The 15,373-nt window shown below is 74.9% G+C and carries 15 protein-coding genes; 14 read left to right on the top strand and 1 reads right to left on the bottom strand.

All coding sequences use genetic code 11. From position 1 onward, the window contains the following. Positions 1 to 586 precede the first annotated feature (586 nt). From ACIRRY_RS46190 to ACIRRY_RS46165, 6 genes are all read left to right on the top strand, one after another. Positions 587 to 1,549: an aromatase/cyclase gene (locus ACIRRY_RS46190; protein WP_403985435.1), complete on the top strand. Its 963-nt coding sequence runs from the start codon at positions 587 to 589 to the stop codon at positions 1,547 to 1,549. Continuing rightward, positions 1,546 to 3,342 carry an acyl-CoA dehydrogenase gene (locus tag ACIRRY_RS46185; protein ID WP_403985433.1) on the top strand — a complete coding sequence of 599 codons (1,797 nt, stop codon included), beginning with the start codon at positions 1,546 to 1,548 and terminating at the stop codon, positions 3,340 to 3,342. Before ACIRRY_RS46190 ends, ACIRRY_RS46185 begins: the two co-directional genes overlap by 4 nt. Positions 3,343 to 3,433: 91 nt before the next feature. Beyond that, positions 3,434 to 4,255: a 4'-phosphopantetheinyl transferase family protein gene (locus ACIRRY_RS46180; RefSeq protein ID WP_403985431.1), complete on the top strand. Its 822-nt coding sequence runs from the start codon at positions 3,434 to 3,436 to the stop codon at positions 4,253 to 4,255. 366 nt (positions 4,256 to 4,621) lie between these two features. Continuing rightward, positions 4,622 to 6,109: a condensation domain-containing protein gene (locus ACIRRY_RS46175; protein ID WP_403985429.1), complete on the top strand. Its 1,488-nt coding sequence runs from the start codon at positions 4,622 to 4,624 to the stop codon at positions 6,107 to 6,109. 73 nt (positions 6,110 to 6,182) lie between these two features. Next, on the top strand, positions 6,183 to 6,410 hold the full coding sequence (locus ACIRRY_RS46170) for a hypothetical protein (RefSeq protein WP_403985427.1): 228 nt from the start codon (positions 6,183 to 6,185) through the stop codon (positions 6,408 to 6,410). Positions 6,411 to 6,593: 183 nt separating this feature from the next. Further along, positions 6,594 to 7,016, top strand: a complete 423-nt coding sequence (locus ACIRRY_RS46165) for a pyridoxamine 5'-phosphate oxidase family protein (protein WP_403985425.1) — start codon at positions 6,594 to 6,596, stop codon at positions 7,014 to 7,016. Here ACIRRY_RS46165 and ACIRRY_RS46160 read toward each other — a convergent pair. Continuing rightward, the gene (locus tag ACIRRY_RS46160; protein ID WP_403985423.1) at positions 7,006 to 7,617 is read right to left on the bottom strand and encodes a nuclear transport factor 2 family protein; all 612 of its coding nucleotides are present in this window, start codon (positions 7,615 to 7,617) and stop codon (positions 7,006 to 7,008) included. The genes ACIRRY_RS46165 and ACIRRY_RS46160 overlap by 11 nt on opposite strands. Positions 7,618 to 7,792: 175 nt before the next feature. Between ACIRRY_RS46160 and ACIRRY_RS46155 the strand changes: the two genes are divergently transcribed. The 8 genes from ACIRRY_RS46155 (at position 7,793) to ACIRRY_RS46120 (ending at position 15,323) form a co-directional block, all read left to right on the top strand. Continuing rightward, positions 7,793 to 9,259 (top strand): FAD-dependent monooxygenase, encoded by a 1,467-nt coding sequence (locus ACIRRY_RS46155; RefSeq protein ID WP_403985421.1) that lies wholly within the window; start codon positions 7,793 to 7,795, stop codon positions 9,257 to 9,259. A 77-nt stretch (positions 9,260 to 9,336) separates the two neighbouring features. After that, a complete protein-coding gene (locus ACIRRY_RS46150; protein ID WP_403985419.1) occupies positions 9,337 to 10,035 on the top strand; it encodes an antibiotic biosynthesis monooxygenase family protein in 699 nt (232 codons plus the stop codon). A gap of 268 nt (positions 10,036 to 10,303) precedes the next feature. Beyond that, positions 10,304 to 10,633, top strand: a complete 330-nt coding sequence (locus ACIRRY_RS46145; RefSeq protein ID WP_403985417.1) for a TcmI family type II polyketide cyclase — start codon at positions 10,304 to 10,306, stop codon at positions 10,631 to 10,633. Continuing rightward, complete coding sequence (locus tag ACIRRY_RS46140) at positions 10,630 to 11,901, top strand: beta-ketoacyl-[acyl-carrier-protein] synthase family protein (RefSeq protein ID WP_403985415.1); 1,272 nt, start codon at positions 10,630 to 10,632, stop codon at positions 11,899 to 11,901. Before ACIRRY_RS46145 ends, ACIRRY_RS46140 begins: the two co-directional genes overlap by 4 nt. After that, a complete protein-coding gene (locus ACIRRY_RS46135) occupies positions 11,898 to 13,109 on the top strand; it encodes a ketosynthase chain-length factor (RefSeq protein ID WP_403985413.1) in 1,212 nt (403 codons plus the stop codon). Before ACIRRY_RS46140 ends, ACIRRY_RS46135 begins: the two co-directional genes overlap by 4 nt. Before the next feature lie 101 nt (positions 13,110 to 13,210). Beyond that, positions 13,211 to 13,480, top strand: coding sequence for an acyl carrier protein (locus ACIRRY_RS46130; RefSeq protein WP_403985411.1), 270 nt, complete (start codon positions 13,211 to 13,213; stop codon positions 13,478 to 13,480). Positions 13,481 to 13,492: 12 nt separating this feature from the next. After that, entirely contained in the window at positions 13,493 to 14,326 is an 834-nt protein-coding gene (gene fabG / locus ACIRRY_RS46125) for a 3-oxoacyl-ACP reductase FabG (RefSeq protein ID WP_403985409.1), read from the top strand. A gap of 52 nt (positions 14,327 to 14,378) precedes the next feature. After that, positions 14,379 to 15,323 (top strand): aromatase/cyclase, encoded by a 945-nt coding sequence (locus ACIRRY_RS46120; RefSeq protein ID WP_403985407.1) that lies wholly within the window; start codon positions 14,379 to 14,381, stop codon positions 15,321 to 15,323. The last annotated feature ends 50 nt before the right edge of the window (positions 15,324 to 15,373 follow it).

Raw genomic sequence — 15,373 nt, 5'->3', positions numbered from 1 at the left:
CCTGCTTTTGTTTTGGCCGGGGCGGCCGCCCTGGCGGTCCTGGCGGTCCTGGCGGTCCCCGTCGGCCGGGGGCGGGCACGCGGGCCTGCGGATCACTGTGCGGCGCAGCGCCCCAGGAGTCCTCGGCCGGCGCTGGGGCGGGGCTTGAGCGGGCGCCGGGCGCGGGGGCGGCCCCCCCCCGCCCGCAGGAGGACCGCCGCCCCACCGGTACGCCCCACCGATACGGCCCGCAGCGCGGCGGCCCGTACCGCTCCGGTAGGGCCCGAGTACGGCCCGGTCCGGCCGCGAGCGTTTCCGGACAGGATCAACACCACGGCCGCCGGCCACGGCGTCGCCGGCGGCGGGGACGTACCGGAAAGGGAGGCCGGCGGGGCCCGGGCCGCACCGGGTGAGGGACGGCGGCACGCGCCGCACCGGCGTGGGGGACACCGGTGCGGTACCTGCCGCTCCCGGCGACCGGACCGACCGGACCGACCGGACCGACCGGACCGACCGGACCGACCGGACCGACCGGACCGACCGGACCGGCGGTGATGCGGCCGGAGTGGGTGACGTGGGTGACGTGGGTGATGGAGGGGGCGTGAAGATGTCGGATGCGCGAGTGCACCGGATGGTCTCGGAGGTGACCGTCGCGGCGCCGGCCGGCGTGCTGTACGGGCTGATCGCGGACGCCACCCGGTGGCCGCTGTTCTTCCAGCCCTGCGTCCACGTGGAGCAACTGGACTTCGACGGCAGCCGCGAACGGCTGCGGATGTGGGCCACCGCCGGCGGCACGATCGCCTCCTGGGTCTCCCGGCGCGAACTGGACGTCGGGCGGCGGCGCGTGACGTTTCACCAGGATCTGACCGAGGCCCCCGTCGAGTCGATGAGCGGCGTGTGGACGGTGCGGCCGCTGGGCGACCGCTGCCGGGTGGTGCTGGAGCACACGTTCACCGTCATCGGGGACGTGCCCGCCGACGTGGCCTGGGTGGAGCGCGTCACCCGCGCCAACAGCCGCGCCCAGCTGGACCGGCTGGCCCAGCTCGCCGCGTGCTGGACGCGGCTGGACGAGCTGGTGCTGTCCTTCGAGGACACCGTGCGTTTCAAGGGCCCCGCCGAGGTGGTCTTCGACTTCCTCTACCGGGCCGAGGACTGGCCCGGCCGGCTGCCGCACGTACGCGCCCTGGACCTGGTGGAGGACACCGCGGGGGTGCAGGTGATGGCGATGGACAGCCTCGGCGCCGACGGCGGCGCGCACCGCACCGAGTCGGTCCGCATCTGCTTCCCCGCCGCGGGCCGGCTCGTCTACAAGCAGACCCTGACCTCCCCGCTGCTGGCCGCGCACACCGGCGAGTGGTCGCTGACCCCCGACGAGAGGGGGGTCACCCTCACCGCCCGGCACGACGTGCTGCTGCGCGAGGACGCCGCCGCTACCGTCGCCGGCGCGGCGGGCGGGCAGGCCGGCCTGGCCGCGGCGGGCCGGCACGTGCGCGACGAACTGGGCCGGGACTGCCTGCTGGTGCTGCAGCACGCCGTACGGCACGCCGCCGGCGCGGTGCGGGTCCTGTGAAGCCCGCCCCCGCCCCCGGCCCGGGCCCGGGCGCGCAGGCACGGGCCGGCGCGCGGCCGGCCGGCGAAGGCGCACCCGCCGCCGCGCGCCCGGGCGGCGAACCCGCCCGGGCCGCCCGGCTGGAGGCGGCGCTCGGCGACCCCTTCGAGGCGGGCAACCCGCACGGCTACCTGGCGCTGCTGCGGGCCGATGAGGACCGGGCCGTCCCCGAGGCCACCGAGGCGCTGCTGGCGCGGGACGGGCTGGGCGGCGAGTTCGTCCCGCAGGACGCCGGCGGCGACCTCACCGACCTGGAGCGGCTGGCCCGCGTGCTGCGTCCGGTCTTCCGCCGTGACCTCGCCCTGGGCTACGGCTTCGGCATCACCTCGCTGTTCGCCGCCTCCTCGGTGTGGACCGCGGGTGACCACGCCCAGCGCACCACCCTGGCCAGGGTGCTGCTGGAGGGCGGCCGGGTCTCGATCGTGCACCGTGAGGTGGCGCACGCCAATGCCATCCTGCGCAACGAACTGACCGCGACCCGCGCGCCCGGCGGCGGTTTCCTGCTGAACGGCCGCAAGGACGCCGTCATCAACGCCGACCGCACGCAGGTGTTCGTCACCTACGCGCGCACCTCGGCGCACGACGGCCCCGCCAGCCACTCGGTGCTGCTGCTGGGCCCGCTCCCGCCCGCGGCCGGCACGGTGCGCCCGGGCGCCCGGGTGGCGACGCCCGGCATGCGCGGCGCCCGCTTCTGCGGCCTGGACATCTCCGGCGCGCTCCTTCCCGACAGCGCCGTGGTCGGCACGGTCGGCGAGGGCGTGTCCCTGGCGCTGCGCAGCTTCCAGGTCAGCCACTGCCTGATCCCGGGCACGGTGCTGGCGGCGGTGGACAGCGTGCTGCGCCAGGCCGTCCGCGCGGCCGCCGAGCACCGCCCCCAGCACCGGCCCGCCCGCCGCTGGCGGCGCACCCTGTCCGGGGTCTTCGCGGACCTGCTGGCCTGCGACGCGATGGCGGTCACCGGACTGCGCGCGCTGAGCCTGCTGCCGCAGCAGGCCTACCTGCTGGCGGCGGCCGTCAAGTACACGATGCCGGACCTGCTGCGCGAGGACCTGGAGGAACTGGCCACCGTGCTGGGCGCCCGCGGCTACGACCGCGGCCCGCTCAACGGCAGCTTCCAGAAACTCGCCCGCGACCTGCCGGTGGCCGGCCTCGGCCACTCCGGCACGGCCGTGTGCCAGGCGGTGCTCGTGCCCCAGCTGCCCGCGCTGGCCCGCACCACCTGGTTCCGCAGCCCCGAACCGCCCGCCGAACTGTTCCTGCCCGGCGCCCCGCTGCCGCCGTTCGACGCCCGCCGCCTGACGCACTCGGGCACCGACGACCTGCTCACGGCGACCCTCGTCGCCGCCGCCGGACGGCTGGAGGGCCACCGCTCGCACGGCCCGCTGCACGCCGCGCTCGCCGAGCTCGCGCAGATCTTCGTCGGGGAACTGCGCCTCCTGCGCACCCGCTGCGCGGCGCTGTCCCCGGCCGACCCCACCGCCTTCGACCCGCAGGCGTGCGCCCTGGTCGACCGCTACGCCCTGGTCCTGGCCGCGGCCGCCTGCCTCGGCGTCTGGGAGGGCCGGGCCGGCACCGACTCCTTCCTGCAGGACCCCGCCTGGGCGGTGCTGGCGCTGGGCCGTATCGCCCGCCGGCTCGGCGCGGCGGTGCCCGAGGTGCCCGCCGAGGCCGAACAGGCGGTGCTGGCACAGGTGCTGGAACGCTGCCGCACCGGCCGCAGCCTCGACCTGTACGCGACACCGGTGGCCGGCTGAGGCACCCGGTGCGGCAGACCGGCGGCCCCCGCCGCCGGGCACGGCGGCCGGCCGGGCACACGGGCCGGCCGGGACGAGAGACAGGGAGACGATGGACCGGGTCAGATGCGCGCCGCCCCTTCACGTGCCGCGGCCGGCCGGCCCCTGGAAGGGGGTGCGGGAGAACCTCGCCCGGCGCGGCAACGCGCTGGTCTACACGACGTGGAGCGAGTGGCTGCCCAGCATGCTCACCCACCCCAGGCTGCGCGACCTGCTCGGCCACGACTGGAACCGCTACCGCCGCACCCGCGACCCGGTCGTGCGCTACCGGTTCGCGGCGGCCCGCCTCCTCATCAAGCACACGGCGGGCGCCGCGCTGGACACCGCCCCCGAGCACCTCGACCTCGCCTACCGGCTGGGCGGGCGGCCCTATCTGCGGGGCCTGGACCAGATCGAACTGAGCCTGACCCACACCGGCGACGTCATCGCGGTGGGCATCAGCCGTATCGGCCGGATCGGGGTGGACGTGGAGTTCGCCGACCGTCTCGTGCGGCTGGACCTGCTGGAGGCCCGGATGCTGACCCCCGCCGAGGCCGCGGAACTCGCCGCCCTGCCCGAGGCCGAACGGACCGCGCGCACCCTGCGGCTGTGGACGCTCAAGGAGGCCTACACCAAGGCGCTGGGGCAGGGGCTGCGGCTGAGCTTCACGGAGTTCGGCTTCAGCCGGGGCGGCAGGCTGCTGGCCCCCGACGGCAGCGCCGCCAGCCGCGGGGAGTGGGGTTTCGCCACCCGCTCGGTCCTGGACCGCTACCTGCTCAGCACGGCCTGCCACGACGCGGGCCTGAACACCGCCGGCGACACCTCCGTGAGAACCATGCTCGATCCGGGCTTCCTGTCCGTGATGACCCGCCCCGCCCACGACCCGCCCTCCTGATCCCCGCCCTCCTGACCTCCGCCCCTTGACCTCCGCCCTGTTGACCTCGCCTCTTGACCCCGCCCCTGCCCCTGCCCCGGCCCCCCCGGCCCCTTGCCCGGCGGCCCCCCGCCCCTGCCCCCGGCCCTTTGCCCCGCGGCCCCCTGCCCCCGTCCACGGCCCCGCCCCGCCGGCCCCGTCCGGGATCCGTCCCAGGGGTCCGCGAGCGGCCGTCGAGCCGGGTCAGGACGGTGTCAGGGCGGTGACGGAGGACTCCTGCACGATGTGCCCCGGAGCGCCACGCCCCTGAGGGGCGGGGGCTCTGCACGGCCCCGGTGACCTGCGGCCGGGGCCGGCAGGAGGCAGTGACCTGGAGGAGGACGGGACATGGCGAGGCCGAGCCGCCGGCGCCGTGTGCGCATCCGTACCGGCCGCCGCCCGGCGGCGCCCCGGCGTCCTGCGCGGCCGTTCGTGCCGGTGACCCGGCAGCAGCACGACCTGCTGTCCGACGCCCACGCGCACCGGCACACCGGACGCCACGTCGAACAGGTGTGGTGGTGCTGGCACGGACCGCTGGACACCGACCGCTTCACCGCCGCCTGGCAGTCCGTCGTCGACCGGGAAACGATTCTGCGCGCCGCCTTCGAACACGGCCCCCGCCCGCGCGTCGTCTTCCACGAACACGCCCGCGCCGAGGTCGTACGCCACCGGGCGGGCACCGTCGACTGGGACGACCTGCTGGAGCGCGACCGGCTGCGCGGCTTCGACGTGGGACGCCCCGGCCCGCTGCGCGTCACCCTCGTCGACCTCGCCGGCCGGCCCGCCCCGGCGGCCGCGCACGCCACCCGGGTGCTGCTCACCTTCCACCACGGGCTGCTGGACGCCTGGAGCGTGTACGTGCTGCTGGACGAGTTCGGCCGGGCCTACCTCGCCGGCGGCGTGCTGCCGGGCGGCGAGCGCCGGCCCGACCTGCGCGACTGGGCGCGCTGGCTGGAGCGCCAGGACACCGCCGCGGCCCGGGACTTCTTCGGCCGGGCCGCGGCGGTGGCCGCGCCCGTCGTGCTGCCCGCGCGGCCCGGTCCCGGCACCCGGCAGAAGGGATGCGGCCGCGCCGAGACGCGGCTGGCCGCCGCCGAGGCGGGCCTGCTGCACCGCTGGGCGGCCGCGCACGCCCTGCCGGACTCCAGCGTGCTGCACGCCGTGTGGGCGCTGCTGCTCTACCGTGCGGCGCGGGCGCCCGGCCCCGCCCCGGTGGGCTTCGGCATCACCGTCTCCGGGCGCGGTATCGCCCTGGACGCCGTGGAACGCCTGGTCGCACCGGTGCGCACCTGCCTCCCGATGGCCGTGCGGGTCGACCCCGCCCATCCGATGGGCCGGCTGCTGGCGACCCTGCGCGACCAGGCGCTGGACATGGCGGCCTACGAATGGGTCTCCACCGCGCAGATCCACGAGCTGACCGGCCGCCCCGCCGGCGCCCGGCTGCTGGACAGCCTGGTCTCGGTGGAGGCGGCCCCGCCCGTCCCCGCCGGCCTGCGGGCCCGGCTCCGCGACGCCGGCATCCGCTTCGGGCCCCGGCACGCCGGCGGCGCGCACCCCCTGCTGCCGCTGGCCCTGCGCGCACGGCACGGCGCCGACGGCTCGCTGACCCTGGCCGCCCTGTACGACCGGGCCCGGATCTCCGACGCCGACGCGGACCTGCTGATCGCCCAGTGCGCCCGGCTGCTGCGTCATCTGCCCGCCGTCGGCGGGAGCGGGACCGTCGCCGAGGTGCTGGACGTGCTCGGCGGCGACGAGCTGCCCCGCGTCGCCCCGCCGCCCGCCGCGGGCGGTGCACCGCCGGCGCGCTCCGCCCGCGCCCGACGAGGCGTCCAGTAGCCCTCGCCCCGCCGTCGAGCGGGTCTTGAGCGGTCGTTGACATTCTGGGGTGATCGACCACGAGGGAGGACCCATGGACGACGGCTCGGACAGGGTGCGGCGCGGCGGATTCCGGCAGAGCGGGCTCCGGGAGGCCGGCCGGTGGGAGAGCGGACCGCGCGGGAGCGGGCTGGGGAAGACGGGGACGGCGGGGACGGCGGGGACGGCGGTGTTCGCGCCGGCGCCGGCCGCGCCGCCGCTGCGGCTGGCCGGGACGGACGAGGACGAGGACGGGGCGACCATCGTCCGCAGCATCGACTGACACCGCCGCCGCGGCCGCAGCCGCGGCCGCGCGTGAACCGCCTGTGCCGCCCGAGCACCGCCTGTGCGTGCCGCGGCCCGGCGGTGCTCGGGCGCGGCCCGAGGGGAGCCGCCGGGCTCCCCGTACCGCGCGGCCCGCGGACGGGTGGGCCGCGTTCCCCTCCGGACGTGAAGGACGTACAGGATGCCGCCCTCGAAGCAGCGCCGCCCGGCCGCCGTGGTGGCGTCCGCCGCACTGGAGGCGTTCCTCGGCGATGCGCGGCACGTCGCCGCGTTCACCACCGTGCGGCCCGACGGGACGCTGCACGTGGCACCCGTGCGGTTCACCTGGGACGCGGCCGCCGGCCTGGCCCGGGTGCTGACGGTGGCCTCCTCGCGCAAGGCCCGCAACCTGCTGGCCGGGCCGGGCGGCCAGGTGGCGCTGTGCCAGGTGGACGGCTTCGTCTGGGCCACGCTGGAGGGCACCGCCGTCGTCGTCGCCGACCCCGGGCGGGTGGCCCTGGGCGCCCGGCTGTATGCCGGGCGCTACCGGACGGCCCCGCCCGCCCCGCCCGGCCGGGTGGTCATCGAGATCACGGTGGAGCGGGTCCTCAGCCTCAACCTCTGACCGGCTCCCGCCCGCCCGGTGGGGCGGCCGGGGGCGGGGAGCCGTCCGCCCACAGCAGCCGGAACGACAGCCGCGACAGCCGCCATCCCCGCGGGGTGCGCCGGGCCTCGCCGTCGACGAAGGTGCCGGTCGCCAGGAGCGGCGGCAGATCCCCCTGGGGGCGGGCGTTGCGCGCGTGGTGGACGTGGGTGGAGATCAGGTTGGCGCGCAGCGTGGCCCGCTCGCCGTCCAGCACGACCACGGCCCGCGAGCCGGCGTGCTGGGTGGCCGCGAACGCCGACAGCGCCGCGCGGTGGTAGGCGGGCAGGCCCGCGGCGCCCTCGTGCCGGCTCATCGGGAACGCGACGAGGGCGTCGCCGGTGAACAGGGCGGCCGCCCACGCGTCGTCGAGTTCCTCGTCCGGGTCGTCGAGCGAGAGGAAGTAGCGCTCGACCAGGTCGGCGATCCGCTCGCGCGCGGCGCGGCCGCCGGTTTCGGCCTCCGGTTCCGCACCGGAATCCGCTGCGGTTTCTTCTACGTTTTCTGCTGCGGTTTCTTCCGTGGTTTCTTCGGCGGTTTCTTCGGCGGTTTCTGCTGCGGGGCGGATACGGGTGGAAGTCATGCCTGAGAATGCTGCACCGGACACTGCTCCCGGCAAGCGGTCCAGGCGGTCCTGACAAAGATCTGACATAGCCTGCGTATTTCTCACATTCATGTCCGAAGACCTGTACCGAACCCTCTTCACGGCCGCCCGGACCCCTCGTGATACTGGCGGAACACCAGTGGGAAGAGGGCATATGAACTTCTGTGACACGGACGTCATCGTGGTGGGAGCCGGTCCCACCGGACTCATGCTCGCGGGCGAACTGAGGCTCAATGGAGTCTCGGTGATCGTGCTGGACAAATTGACGGATCCCATGCGGCAGTCGCGTGCGCTGGGATTCTCGGCACGGACCGTCGAGGAATTCGCACAGCGTGGTCTCATCGAGCTGTTCGGCGAGGTCTCGACCATTCCCGTCGGCCATTTCGGCGGCGTGCCGCTGGACTACCGGGTCATCGAGGGCGGCTCGTTCGGCGCGCGCGGCATCCCGCAGGCCCGCACCGAGGCCGTCCTGGGCGACTGGGCGGTGGGACTGGGCGCCGAGATACGCCGCGGCAGCGAGGTCACCGCACTGGAGACGGACCACGACACGGTACGCGTCCTCGTGCAGGGCGCGGCCGGCCCCGAACAGCTCACCGCCCGCTACGTGGTGGGCTGCGACGGGGCCCGCAGCACCGTCCGCACCCTCGCCGGCATCGACTTCCCGGGCACCGAACCCACCCTCGAACTGCGCTTCGCGGACGTGAGCGGCGTGCGGCTGCGCCCCCGCTTCAGCGGGGAGCACGTGAGCGGCGGCATGGTCATGGTGATGCCGCTGGGCCCCGACAGCAGCCGCATCATCTACTACGACCGGGCCCAGCCGCTGCGCACGAGTACGGACCCGATCACCTTCGAGGAGGTCCGCGAGGCCTTCCAGCGCCTGTCGGGCGAGGACCTGTCCGGCGCACGGGCGCTGTGGGTGTCCTCGACCACCGACGTCAGCCGCCAGGCCGCCGCCTACCGCAAGGGCCGCGTCCTGCTCGCCGGCGACGCCGCCCACATCCACCTGCCCATCGGCGCGCAGGGCATGAGCGCGGGAGTGCAGGACGCCGTCAACCTCGGCTGGAAACTGGCCCTGGACATCAAGGGCCGCGCCCCCGAGGGCCTGCTGGACACCTACCACAGCGAGCGCCACCCGGTCGCCGCCCGCATCCTGACCAACACCCTGGCCCAGCGCACCCTCTACCTGGGCGGCGAGGAGGTCGCCCCGCTGCGGGAGGTCTTCGCCGAACTCGTCACCGGCCACGAGCCGGTGCGCCGCCACCTGGCCGGCATGGTCACCGGCCTCGACATCCGCCACGACGTCGGCGACGGCGAGCACCCCCTGCTGGGCCGGCGCCTGCCGGAGCGGGAGGTGGTCCTCGACGGCGAGAAGACCTCCAGCCTCACCCTGCTGCACGCCGGCCGCCCCGTCCTGCTCGACCTGGGCGGCAGGGGCCTGGCCGCGGCGGCGGCCGGCTGGCGCGACCGCGTCGAGGTGCTCGCCGCCGAGTTCGACTGCCCGGCCGGCGCGGACGGCATCCTCGTGCGCCCCGACGGCTACGTCGCCTGGGCCGCGCCCGCCGGCGCCGGCCCCGGCGGTCTCACGGCCGCGCTGGAGCGCTGGTTCGGCCCCGCCGCCTGACCCCCGCCCTGCCCCCGCCCCACCCCTTTCTGCCCCTTTCTGCCCCTCCTCTTTTCTTCAAGGAAGCGAAGGAAGACATGCCCACCATCTCCGTCCAGGACAAGCACCTCACCGTCCTCAACCTCTTCACCACCGACACGCCCGGCAAGCAGGAATCCCTCATCCAGGAGATGACGAAGATCGTCAACGCGGCGACGTACGAGGGCTGGATGTCCAGCACCGTGCACGCCGGCGTGGACAGCCCGGGCACCGCCAACTTCATCCAGTGGCGCAGCGGCGAGGACCTCGAAAAGCGCTACTCGGGCGAGGAGTTCAAGCACCGCACGCTGCCGGTGTTCGGCGAGATCACCACCTCGATCCGGCTGCTGCAGAACGAGGTCGTCCACACGCTGACCGCCGACGGCCCGGACACCGACGTCGTGATCTGCCCCAACCGCGACAACCACACCGTCATCACCGTCCACACGGTCGCCGCCGCCGACCAGGACGAGCTGATCGACGCCCTGGGCCCCGGCCAGGCCGGCATCGCCGACGCCCCGGGCTTCCGCGCGCACATCGTCCTCAGGGGCCTGCGGGCCCGCGGCCTTCAGGGCCCGTTCGTCGTCTCCTACTCCCAGTGGGACAGCAAGCAGGCCTACGACGCCCACCGCGACCTGCCCCAGGAGCAGTGGCCGCAGGGCCGCCACAAGGCCCACGCCCGCATCCGGGCGGCGGCCACCGCCACCGACTCCAACACCTACCAGGTCGTCCTCACCCGCGCCGCCGGCGAGGAGTGAGCCGGGTGCGCCGCGCCCGGCGGCGCACCCCCCGTTCCCCGACGCCCGGCCCCGTGCGGGGGCCGGGCGTCCAACACCCCCGCACAACCCCCGTCACCGTGATCGCCGGGGCCGGGGGAGAGGGCGCCTCAGGCGGGACTCCGGCGCCGCCCGTGCGGGGCGCTACCGCCGCCCTGCACCGTCGAAGTCGAGCCTTCGCGCACGTCCGCCGCGCAGTCCCGGCCCGGTGCGCGAACCCTCCCACGCAACTGCCGAGGAGCCAACACCTATGCACAGCACGCTGATCGTCGCCCGGATGGCAGCCGCCTCGAGCCCCGACGTGGCCCGGCTGTTCGACCGGTTCGACGCGACCGACATGCCCCAGCGCATGGGAACCCGCCGCCGCCAGCTGTTCTCCTACCGCGGCCTGTACTTCCATCTGCAGGACTTCGAGGAGGACAACGGCGGCGAGCTGATCGAGTCGGCCAAGACCGACCCGCGCTTCCTCGCGGTCAGCGACGACCTCAAGCCGTTCATCGAGGCCTACGACCCCGCCACCTGGCGCTCGCCCGCCGACGCCATGGCGCGCCGCTTCTACACGTGGCAGGCACCGGCGTGAGCCGCCGACGCGTGGTCATCACCGGCATCGAGGTCATCGCCCCCGGCGGGGTGGGCCGGCAGAAGTTCTGGGACCTGCTGAGCAACGGCCGCACCGCGACCCGCGCCATCACCTTCTTCGACCCCGCCCCGTTCCGCTCACGGGTGGCCGCCGAGGCCGACTTCGACCCCTACGAGCACGGTCTGAGCCCGCAGGAGACCCGCCGCCTGGACCGGGCGGCCCAGTTCGCCGTCGTCGCCTCCCGCGCCGCCGTCGCCGACAGCGGCCTGGACCTGGCCGCCGTGGCGCCCCACCGCATCGGGGTGACGGTGGGCAGCGCGGTCGGCGCCACCATGGGCCTGGACGAGGAGTACCGCGTGGTCAGCGACGGCGGCCGCCTCGACCTGGTCGACCACACCTACGCGGTGCCCCACCTCTACGACTACATGGTGCCCAGCTCGTTCGCGGCCGAGGTCGCCTGGGCGGTGGGCGCGGAGGGCCCCAGCACGGTGGTGTCCACCGGCTGCACCTCCGGCATCGACTCGGTCGGCTACGCCGCCGAACTGGTCCGGGAGGGCTCGGCCGACATCGTCATCGCCGGCTCCTCGGACGCCCCGATCTCACCGATCACCATGGCCTGCTTCGACGCGATCAAGGCGACCACCCCGCGCCACGACGAACCGCAGTGCGCCTCGCGCCCCTTCGACGCGACCCGCAACGGCTTCGTGCTGGGCGAGGGCGCCGCCTTCTTCGTCCTGGAGGAGGCCGCCGCCGCCAAGCGGCGCGGCGCCCACGTCTACGCCGAGATCGCCGGCTACGCCAGCCGCTCCAACGCCTACCACATGACGGGGCTGCGCACCGACGGCGTGGAGATGGCCGAGGCGATCACCCTCGCGCTGGACGAGGCCCGCCTCAACCCCGAGGCGGTCGACTACATCAACGCCCACGGCTCGGGCACCAAGCAGAACGACCGGCACGAGACCGCCGCCTTCAAACGCAGCCTGGGCGAGCACGCCTACCGCACCCCGGTCAGCTCCATCAAGTCGATGGTGGGGCACTCGCTGGGCGCGATCGGCTCCATCGAGATCGCCGCGTCCGCGCTGGCCATGGAGTACGACGTCGTCCCGCCGACGGCGAACCTGACCACCCCCGACCCGGAGTGCGACCTGGACTACGTCCCCCTCACCGCCCGCGACCAGCTGGTCGACGTGGTGCTGACGGTCGGCAGCGGCTTCGGCGGCTTCCAGAGCGCGATGGTGCTGGCACGGCCCGAGAGGAGCCCGGTATGACCGCCCGCGCGGTGGTGACCGGCCTGGGCGTCGTGGCACCCAACGGCCTGGGCCTGGCCGACTACTGGGCGGCCACCCTCTCCGGCAAGCACGGCATCGGCCGCATCACCCGCTTCGACCCCTCCCCCTACCCGGCCCGGCTGGCGGGCGAGGTGGCGGGCTTCACGGCCGCCGACCACCTGCCCAGCCGGCTGCTCCCGCAGACCGACCGGGTCACCCGGCTCGCGCTCGCGGCGGCGGACTGGGCGCTGGCGGACGCCGGCGCCGACCCCGCCCGGCTGCCCGCCTTCGACATGGGCGTCATCACCGCCTCCGCCGCGGGCGGCTTCGAGTTCGGCCAGGGCGAGCTGCAGAACCTGTGGAGCCGCGGCAGCCAGTACGTCAGCGCCTACCAGTCCTTCGCCTGGTTCTACGCCGTCAACAGCGGCCAGATCTCCATCCGCAACGGCATGAAGGGCCCCGCCGGCGTGGTGGTCGGCGAGGGCGCCGGCGGCCTGGACGCCATCGCCCAGGCCCGCCGGCAGATCCGCAAGGGCACCCCGCTGATCGTCACCGGCGCCGTCGACGCCTCGATCTGCCCCTGGGGCTGGGTCGCCCAGCTGGCCACCGGCCGGCTGTCCACCAGCGGCGAAGCGGCCCGCGCCTACCTGCCCTTCGACCGCGACGCGCACGGCTACGTACCCGGCGAGGGCGGCGCCATCCTGATCGCCGAGGACGAGGAGGCGGCCCGCGCCCGCGGCGCCCGCGTCTACGGACACATCACCGGCTACGGCGCGACGACCGACCCCAGGCCCGGCAGCGGCCGCGCCCCCGGCCTGCGCAAGGCCATCGAGATCGCCCTCGCCGACGCCGGCGCGGACGCGGCCGACGTCGACGTGGTCTTCGCCGACGGCGCCGGCGACCCGGCCGGCGACCGCGCCGAGGCGGCCGCCATCAACACCGTCTTCGGTGAACGGGCCGTGCCGGTGAGCGTCCCCAAGACGATGACCGGCCGCCTGTACGCGGGCGCCGCGCCGCTGGACGTGGCGGCCGCCCTGCTGGCGATGCGCGACGGCGTCATCCCGGCGGCCGTGCACATCGAACCCTGCCCCGACCACGCCCTGGACCTGGTCCTGGGCCGGCCCCGCCCGGCCCGGGTGCGCACCGCACTGGTGCTGGCCCGCGGATACGGCGGCTTCAACTCCGCCCTGCTCCTGCGCGCCCCCTGACCCCCCCAGCCCCCAGCCCCCTGACCCCCGGCCTGTTCTCTGTCCGGCCACCGCTCACCACCGACGAACCACCGACGAACCATCGACGAAAGGGACCCGTCATGGCCACCGAACCGTTCACGCTCGCCGACCTCAAGCGCACCCTGCGCGAGGCGGCGGGCGTCACCGAGGGCGTCGACCTGGACGCCGACATCCTCGACACCGAGTTCGAGGTGATCGGCTACGAGTCGCTCGCCCTGCTGGAGACCGGCAGCCTCATCGAGCGCGAGTACGGCATCCGCCTCGACGAGGACGCCGTCGGCGAGGCCAACACGCCGCGCGCCTTCATCGACGTCGTCAACGCCCAGCTCGTGCCCGCCCCGGCCGCCTGAAGGAGGCCCGCCATGACCCAGACAACCGAGACGACCGAAACGAGCGAGACGACCGGGACGGCCGGGCACGCCCCGTCGCGTGTCGCCGTCGTCACCGGCGCCACCAGCGGCATCGGCCTGGCCGCCGCCCGGCTGCTGGCCTCGGCCGGCCACCGGGTCTTCATCGGCGCGCGCAACGCCGAGAACGTCGCCGCGACCGTCAAGGAACTGCAGGCCGAGGGCCTCCCCGTGGACGGCACCTGCCTCGACGTCCGCGACGTCGCCTCCGTCGAGGCCTTCGTCCAGGCCGCCGTCGACCGCTTCGGCACCCTCGACGTCCTGGTCAACAACGCCGGCCGCTCCGGCGGCGGCCCCACCGCCGACCTCACCGACGAGCTGTGGGACGACGTCATCGACACCAACCTCAACAGCGTCTTCCGCGTCACCCGCGCGGCCCTGACCACCGGCGGCATGCGGCACAAGAACCGCGGCCGCATCATCAACATCGCCTCGACCGCGGGCAAGCAGGGCGTCGTACTGGGCGCCCCCTACTCCGCCTCCAAGCACGGCGTCGTCGGCTTCACCAAGGCGCTGGGCAACGAACTGGCCCCCACCGGCATCACCGTCAACGCGGTCTGCCCCGGCTACGTGGAGACCCCGATGGCCCAGCGCGTGCGCCAGGGCTACGCCGCCGCCTACGACACCACCGAGGACACCATCCTCCAGCGGTTCAGGGCGAAGATCCCCCTGGGCCGCTACTCCACGCCCGAGGAGGTCGCCGGCCTCGTCGGCTACCTGGCCTCCGACCCGGCCGCCTCCATCACCGCCCAGGCCCTCAACGTCTGCGGCGGCCTGGGCAACTTCTGACCCGACGGCCGGCTCCGGCCCGCCCCCCGACACCACCAGGAGGAGAAACCTCATGACCACACGTGAGGTCGAGCACGAGATCACCGTCGGCGCACCCGCGGCCACGGTCTACGCCCTGCTCGCGGACGTCACGAACTGGCCGCGCATCTTCCCGCCCACCATCCACGCCGAGCGCACCGGCGGCGACGACGCCGGCGAACGCATCCGCATCTGGGCGACGGCCAACGGCAGGGCGAAGAACTGGACCTCACAGCGCACCCTGGACGCCGCCGCGCTGCGCATCACGTTCCGCCAGGAGGTCCCCGCCCCGCCGGTGGCGCACATGGGCGGCACCTGGATCATCGAACCGCTTCACGAACAGGCCTGCCGGGTCCGGCTGCTGCACGACTACAGCGCGCTCGGCGACGACCCCCACGACCTGCTGTGGATCGAACGGGCCGTGGACACCAACAGCACCAGCGAGCTGGCCGCGCTCAAGGAGAACGTCGAGCTGGTGCACGCGGCCGACACCGCGGAGCTGACCTTCTCCTTCGTCGACAGCGTGCGGATCGCGGGCAGCGCCAAGGACGCCTTCGACTTCGTCAACGAGGCCGGCCTGTGGGACCGGCGGCTGCCGCACGTGGCCACCGTACGGCTCAGCGAGGACAGCCCGGGCCTGCAGGAACTGGAGATGGACACCCGCGCCAAGGACGGCTCGGTGCACACCACCAAGTCCTACCGGGTCGTCTTCCCGCACCACAAGATCGCCTACAAGCAGGTCACCCTGCCCGCCCTGATGAGCCTGCACACCGGCGAGTGGACGTTCACGGACACCGCCACCGGCACCCTCGCCTCCTCGCAGCACACCGTCACCCTCAACACCGCCAACATCGCCCGGATCCTGGGACCCGCGGCCACGGTGGCGGACGCCCGCTCCTACGTCCACACCGCGCTGTCCACCAACAGCAGCGCCACGCTGGCCCACGCCAAGGCCCACGCCGAACAGCTGAGGGCCTGACGCCGTGACGGCCCCGGGAAGTGTGCGGGCGGACGTCGTGGTCGTCGGGG

Source organism: Streptomyces sp. NPDC101776 (assembly GCF_044766845.1).
Classification (GTDB): domain Bacteria; phylum Actinomycetota; class Actinomycetes; order Streptomycetales; family Streptomycetaceae; genus Streptomyces.
Note: the sequence above shows the minus strand (reverse complement) of the source record. Positions and strands in the feature narration are given on the sequence as shown.

What these genes read in the sequence shown, in the direction of transcription:
- ACIRRY_RS46190 (WP_403985435.1), top strand. Translation starts at nt 587, where the DNA reads ATGTCGGATGCGCGAGTGCACCGGATGGTCTCGGAGGTGACCGTCGCG.
- ACIRRY_RS46180 (WP_403985431.1), top strand. Translation starts at nt 3,434, where the DNA reads ATGGACCGGGTCAGATGCGCGCCGCCCCTTCACGTGCCGCGGCCGGCC.
- ACIRRY_RS46175 (WP_403985429.1), top strand. Translation starts at nt 4,622, where the DNA reads ATGGCGAGGCCGAGCCGCCGGCGCCGTGTGCGCATCCGTACCGGCCGC.
- ACIRRY_RS46170 (WP_403985427.1), top strand. Translation starts at nt 6,183, where the DNA reads ATGGACGACGGCTCGGACAGGGTGCGGCGCGGCGGATTCCGGCAGAGC.
- ACIRRY_RS46165 (WP_403985425.1), top strand. Translation starts at nt 6,594, where the DNA reads ATGCCGCCCTCGAAGCAGCGCCGCCCGGCCGCCGTGGTGGCGTCCGCC.
- ACIRRY_RS46160 (WP_403985423.1), bottom strand. Translation starts at nt 7,617, where the DNA reads ATGACTTCCACCCGTATCCGCCCCGCAGCAGAAACCGCCGAAGAAACC.
- ACIRRY_RS46155 (WP_403985421.1), top strand. Translation starts at nt 7,793, where the DNA reads ATGAACTTCTGTGACACGGACGTCATCGTGGTGGGAGCCGGTCCCACC.
- ACIRRY_RS46150 (WP_403985419.1), top strand. Translation starts at nt 9,337, where the DNA reads ATGCCCACCATCTCCGTCCAGGACAAGCACCTCACCGTCCTCAACCTC.
- ACIRRY_RS46145 (WP_403985417.1), top strand. Translation starts at nt 10,304, where the DNA reads ATGCACAGCACGCTGATCGTCGCCCGGATGGCAGCCGCCTCGAGCCCC.
- ACIRRY_RS46135 (WP_403985413.1), top strand. Translation starts at nt 11,898, where the DNA reads ATGACCGCCCGCGCGGTGGTGACCGGCCTGGGCGTCGTGGCACCCAAC.
- ACIRRY_RS46130 (WP_403985411.1), top strand. Translation starts at nt 13,211, where the DNA reads ATGGCCACCGAACCGTTCACGCTCGCCGACCTCAAGCGCACCCTGCGC.
- fabG (WP_403985409.1), top strand. Translation starts at nt 13,493, where the DNA reads ATGACCCAGACAACCGAGACGACCGAAACGAGCGAGACGACCGGGACG.
- ACIRRY_RS46120 (WP_403985407.1), top strand. Translation starts at nt 14,379, where the DNA reads ATGACCACACGTGAGGTCGAGCACGAGATCACCGTCGGCGCACCCGCG.